Below are 5,221 nucleotides of genomic sequence, written 5' to 3'. Positions count from 1 at the left end.
AGCTCCCCAGCCCTCATACAGCCAGCGAACTACCGCCCACCCACCACGACAAGGGCCACCTAACAAAGCACTACTAGAGCCCCGCCGCACGGAACGCGTCCAGGGACGGGCGGATCGTCGCCGTGGGGCCCGCCGCCACGGCGTCGAGCGTCTTGAGGCCGTCCCCCGTGTTGAGCACGACCGTCGTGAGGGCGGGATCGAGCTGCCCGTTCTCGATCAGCTTGCGCGTCACGCCCACGGTCACCCCGCCCGCCGTCTCGGCGAAGACGCCCTCCGTCCGGGCCAGCAGCCGGATCGCGTCCACGATCTCCTCGTCGGTCACGTCCTCCACGGCCCCGCCGGTGCGCCGCGCGATGTCGAGCACGTACGGCCCGTCGGCCGGGTTCCCGATGGCGAGGGACTTCGCGATGGTGTCCGGCTTCACCGGCCGCACCACGTCGTGCCCGTCCTTGAAGGCCCGCGACACCGGCGAGCACCCCTCCGCCTGGGCACCGAAGATCTTGTACGGGCGGTCCTCGACCAGTCCCAGTGCGACGAGCTCCTTCAGCCCCTTGTCGATCTTCGTGAGCTGGGAGCCCGACGCGATCGGCACGACGATCTGGTCCGGCAGCCGCCAGCCGAGCTGCTCGCAGATCTCGTACGCGAGGGTCTTCGAACCCTCCCCGTAGTACGGGCGCAGGTTGACGTTGACGAACCCCCACCCCTCGCCCAGCGGGTCGCCGATCAGTTCGCTGCAGAAGCGGTTGACGTCGTCGTACGTGCCCTCGATGCCGACGAGGTCGCCGCCGTAGACCGCGGCCATGACGACCTTGCCGGCCTCCAGGTCGTGCGGGATGAAGACACAGGACTTGAAGCCGGCCCGGGCGGCCGCCGCCCCCACCGCACCGGCGAGGTTGCCGGTCGACGAGCAGGACAGGGTGGTGAACCCGAACGCGCGCGCGGCCTCGACGGCGATGGCCACGACGCGGTCCTTGAAGGAGTGCGTGGGGTTGCCGGAGTCGTCCTTGACGTACAGGCCGCCGGTCACGCCCAGTTCGCGGGCGAGGTTGTCGGCCCGGACGAGCTTGGTGAAGCCCGGGTTGAGGTTCGGCTTCTCCGCGACGTCGGCGGGGACGGGCAGCAGCGGGGCGTAGCGCCAGATACTGGCGGGGCCGGCCTCGATGCGGCGGCGCAGCTCCTCCGGGTCGCCGGCCGGAAGCTCGTAGGCGACTTCGAGGGGGCCGAAGCAGGAGGAGCAGGCGAAGACCGGGCCGAGGTCGAACCGCTCACCGCACTCACGGCAGGAGAGCGCGACGGCGGAGCCCAGGGAGACAGCGGTGGTTGCACTTTCAACGGCGTGGACAGCCATGGAGGCGAGGCCCTTTCTCCTCATCTTCCCCGCGGCGGACGTCGCCACGAGACGGAATTGGCACCTTCCCCGCCGGGAGCCTCGCCGCGTGAACGGCTGTGACGATCTGATCCTTCGGATCGTGGCCGGCTGGAGGGTTGCCGGGGCTTCATCGGGCCGTGTCCCTCTGCCCCTCTGGATGAGCGGTATGGCGCTGGGCTGGGCCCAGGCGTTTGTGCGCAGGAACGACCCCGACATAGGACGGGCGCCCGCGTTGTTCAAGACTGTAACGGAAGGGGTGGCCGCGCGAGAGGGCCGTCCGCACCGCGAGATGCGTCACAACAAGGAGTCATGCACGTGCTGGAAGAGGTGGAACGCTGGCTCGGCCGGCGGTCCTGGTCAGCAGCCGACCGTCCGCTCGACCAGCTCCTCGCCGCGAAGGGCGGCTCGGGCACCACGGTCAGCGTCGTCCTGCCGGCGCTGAACGAGGAGGCCACGGTCGGCGCGATCGTGGAGACGGTCCGCCGCGAGCTGATGACGGACGCCCGGCCGCTCGTGGACGAGCTGGTGGTGCTGGACTCCGGCTCCACCGACCGCACGGCCGAGGTCGCGGCGGCGGCCGGGGCGCGCGTCGTGCACCGCGACGATGTCCTGCCCCGCCTGCCCGCGCTGCCCGGCAAGGGCGAGGTGCTGTGGCGCTCGCTGCTGGCGACGAGCGGCGACGTCGTCTGCTTCGTGGACGCGGACCTCAAGGACTTCGACGCCGGATTCGTCTCCGGCATCGTCGGCCCGCTGCTGACCGAACCGGACGTCCACTTCGTCAAGGCGATGTACGACCGGCCGCTGGGCGCCGAGTTCGCGCCGTCCGGCACCGGCGGGGCGGCCGGCCAGGGCGGCCGGGTGACCGAGCTGGTGGCCCGCCCCCTGCTCAACCTGCACTGGCCGCAACTGGCGGGCTTCGTCCAGCCGCTGGGCGGCGAGTACGCGGCCCGCCGCTCGCTGCTGGAGCAGCTGCCGTTCCCCGTGGGGTACGGGGTGGAGCTGGGCCTGCTCGTCGACGCGCTGCACACGGTCGGGCTCGACGCGCTCGCCCAGGTGGACGTGGGGGTGCGCAAGCACCGGCACCAGGACGGCCAGGCGCTGGGCCGCATGGCCGCCGCGATCTACCGCACCGCTCAGCTGCGGCTGGCCCGCGGCCATCTGGTGCGTCCCTCGCTCACGCAGTTCGAGCGCACGGCGGAGGGCTTCGTGCCGCGGACGTACGCGGTGGACACGGAGGAGCGGCCTCCGATGGCCGGGATACCGGAGTACGCGCAGCGGCATGCCGCGTAAGCGTACGTTTGAGCGGTTCACCCAGGGGCAAGGCTGCCGTCATGGTCGTTGAGCACACGCACACCGCCGCCCCCATCGTGGTCGCCTCCAACCGGGGCCCGGTCGCGTACCGCCGGCGCGAGGACGGCTCGCTGGTGGCGGGGCGGGGCGGCGGCGGCCTGGTGTCCGGGCTCAGCGCGATCGGGCCCGGCGCGGGGGCCGTGTGGGTGTGCGCCGCCATGGGCGACGGCGACCGCGAGGCGGCCCGCCGCGCGGGCCGGAGACTCGACGCGGCCGACACCGGCGGTCACCTGGTCCGGATGCTGGACGTCCCGCCGGAGACGTTCGCCGCCGCGTACAACGGCGTGGCCAACTCCGTGCTGTGGTTCGCCCACCACATGCTGTGGCAGACGCCGCTGGAACCCTCCTTCGACGTGGACTTCCGCGAGCAGTGGGCCGCGTACGAGGCGTACAACGCCGCCTTCGCGGACGCGATCGCCGAGGAGGCCGCAGAGGGTGCCTGCGTGCTCGTCCAGGACTACCACCTGACCCTGGTCCCGGGGCTGCTCCGCGCCCGCCGCCCCGACCTGCGCATCGGCCACTTCTCGCACACCCCGTGGGCCCCGCCGGACTACTACCGGCTGCTGCCGGACGACGTCGCCGCGCAGGTCCTGCGCGGCATCCTGGGCGGCGACCGGGCCGCGTTCCTCACCCGCCGCTGGGCGGAGGCGTTCGCCGCCTGCTGCAAGGACGTGCTCCCGGACGCGGAGGTCGTGCGCGAGGCCGGCACGGCGGTGTCGGTGCGCTTCGCCGGCCGTACGACCCGGCTCGGCGTCCACGCGCTGGGCGCGGACGGCGGCTTCCTGCGGGAGCGCGCGCACCGCCCGGACGTCGAGGAGCGGCTGGCGGCGCTGCGGCTGCAGATCGGCGAGGGCCGCCGCACGATCGTGCGGGTCGACCGCACCGAGCTGTCGAAGAACATCGTCCGCGGCCTGCACGCCTACCGGCGCCTGCTGCAGGACCACCCGCAGTGGCACGGCCGGGTCGTGCACATCGCCTTCGCCTACCCCTCCCGGCAGGACCTCGCGGTCTACCGCGACTACATGGCCGAGGTCGGCCGGCTCGCCCGGGAGATCAACGCCACCTTCGGGACGGTGGACTGGGAGCCGGTCGCCCTGCAGATGGAGGACGACTTCCCCCGTTCCCTGGCCGCCTACCGCCTCGCCGACGTCGCCCTGGTCAACCCCATCCGCGACGGCATGAACCTCGTCGCCAAGGAGATCCCGGTCGTCTCCGACCACGGCTGCGCCCTGGTCCTCTCCCGGGAGGCGGGGGCGGCGGCGGAGCTGGGCGAGGCGGCGATCACGGTCAACCCGTACGACGTGGGGGCCACGGCCCGGGCCCTGCACGCGGCCCTGCTGATGGACCCGGACGAGCGCCGGGAGCGCACCGAGCGCCTGTCCGCGGCGGCGACGGCGCTCCCCCCGGCGCAGTGGTTCGTGGACCAGCTGGAGGCGTTGGCCGCGGAGCGGGCCGGCGGGTGAGGCGGCCGGGCGTCGCCGCCTCGGCCGCAACCCGGGCGTGGGGGTCCGCGCCGGAGCGCGCGTCGCGTTCGTGGCCTTGCCGTGCACGGGCCAACGCCTCCGGCTGCGTGCTGGCCCCCCGGGGCGGCACGGGTAGCCATGGCGCATGTCGACCACCCCGAGGCTCGCCCTCGCGACAGCCACCGTCCTCATAGCCGTCGGCGTCGCCGGCTGTTCCTCCGACTCCGACCCCGACAGCGGCAAGACGTCCGGCTCCCCGGCCGGGAACAAGGCGGCCAGTGGGTCGGCCGCACCCCTGCCGGGCACCACCGCGTCCACCCCCTCCGGCACCGCGGCCGGCAAGCCCTCCGGCACCCCCGGCGCCATCCCCGCCGGCCCCGGCCCCCAGGGCTCGTACACCGTGCAGAAGCAGCCCGCCCCCGGCACCTGCAGCTACCGCTACACGGCGGCCAAGGAGCCGCTCCCCGACCTCACGTGCACGCCGGGCGCGACGAATCCGAAGGTCACCCAGGCCACCCTCAAGACCACCATCTGCCGCAGCGGCTACACGGCCGACATCCGTCCCTCCACCAACATCACCAGCCGTGAGAAGACCGCCAACGCGGCGTCGTACGGCTACAAGGGCTCGCTCAAGGACGCCGAGTACGACCACCTCATCAGCCTGCAGCTGGGCGGCGACCCCAACGACCCGCGCAACCTGTGGGTCCAGCCGCCGTCGCCCGGCCACAAGGAGGGTGCGGGGCCGAACAACCCGAAGGACGTGGTGGAGAGCAAGCTCAAGGCGGCGATCTGCGCCGGGAAGACGGACCTGGTGAAGGCGCAGCAGGCGATCGTCAAGGACTGGACGACGGCACTGTCGGCGCTGGGCCTGAAGGAGCAGAAGCCGGCGGAGAAGGACCCGAAGGCGGAGGAAGGCGAATGACCGGCCGGACGGAACGAGCGGCACGGGCGGGGCACGCCGCACGGGCGGGGCACGCCGCACGGGCGGGGCACGCCGCACGGGCGGGGCACGCCGCACGGGCGGGGCACGCCGCACGGG

General features: G+C 73.3%; 4 protein-coding genes and 1 riboswitch. Of the genes, 3 read left to right on the top strand and 1 reads right to left on the bottom strand.

Annotated elements, in window-relative coordinates; all coding sequences use genetic code 11:
• Positions 1-73: 73 nt before the first annotated feature.
• On the bottom strand, positions 74-1,348 hold the full coding sequence (gene thrC, locus IE182_RS30265; RefSeq protein ID WP_190113182.1) for a threonine synthase: 1,275 nt from the start codon (positions 1,346-1,348) through the stop codon (positions 74-76).
• 17 nt (positions 1,349-1,365) lie between these two features.
• Positions 1,366-1,533, bottom strand: a riboswitch (SAM riboswitch).
• A gap of 151 nt (positions 1,534-1,684) precedes the next feature.
• On the opposite strand from thrC, the gene IE182_RS30260 reads away from it, so the two are divergent.
• The 3 genes from IE182_RS30260 to IE182_RS30250 all read left to right on the top strand — a co-directional run bounded on the left by IE182_RS30260 (position 1,685) and on the right by IE182_RS30250 (position 5,104).
• Entirely contained in the window at positions 1,685-2,659 is a 975-nt protein-coding gene (locus IE182_RS30260; protein WP_190113185.1) for a glucosyl-3-phosphoglycerate synthase, read from the top strand.
• A gap of 41 nt (positions 2,660-2,700) precedes the next feature.
• A complete protein-coding gene (locus tag IE182_RS30255) occupies positions 2,701-4,182 on the top strand; it encodes an alpha,alpha-trehalose-phosphate synthase (UDP-forming) (protein ID WP_190113181.1) in 1,482 nt (493 codons plus the stop codon).
• 145 nt (positions 4,183-4,327) lie between these two features.
• Complete coding sequence (locus IE182_RS30250) at positions 4,328-5,104, top strand: hypothetical protein (RefSeq protein WP_190113180.1); 777 nt, start codon at positions 4,328-4,330, stop codon at positions 5,102-5,104.
• Positions 5,105-5,221 lie beyond the last annotated feature (117 nt).

Origin of the sequence: Streptomyces cinnamoneus (assembly GCF_014650495.1) — a bacterium.
GTDB lineage: Bacteria > Actinomycetota > Actinomycetes > Streptomycetales > Streptomycetaceae > Streptomyces > Streptomyces cinnamoneus.
Note: the sequence above shows the minus strand (reverse complement) of the source record. Positions and strands in the feature narration are given on the sequence as shown.

Coding starts and splice junctions, on each gene's coding strand:
- thrC (WP_190113182.1), bottom strand. CDS start 1,348: ATGGCTGTCCACGCCGTTGAAAGTGCAACCACCGCTGTCTCCCTGGGC.
- IE182_RS30255 (WP_190113181.1), top strand. CDS start 2,701: ATGGTCGTTGAGCACACGCACACCGCCGCCCCCATCGTGGTCGCCTCC.
- IE182_RS30250 (WP_190113180.1), top strand. CDS start 4,328: ATGTCGACCACCCCGAGGCTCGCCCTCGCGACAGCCACCGTCCTCATA.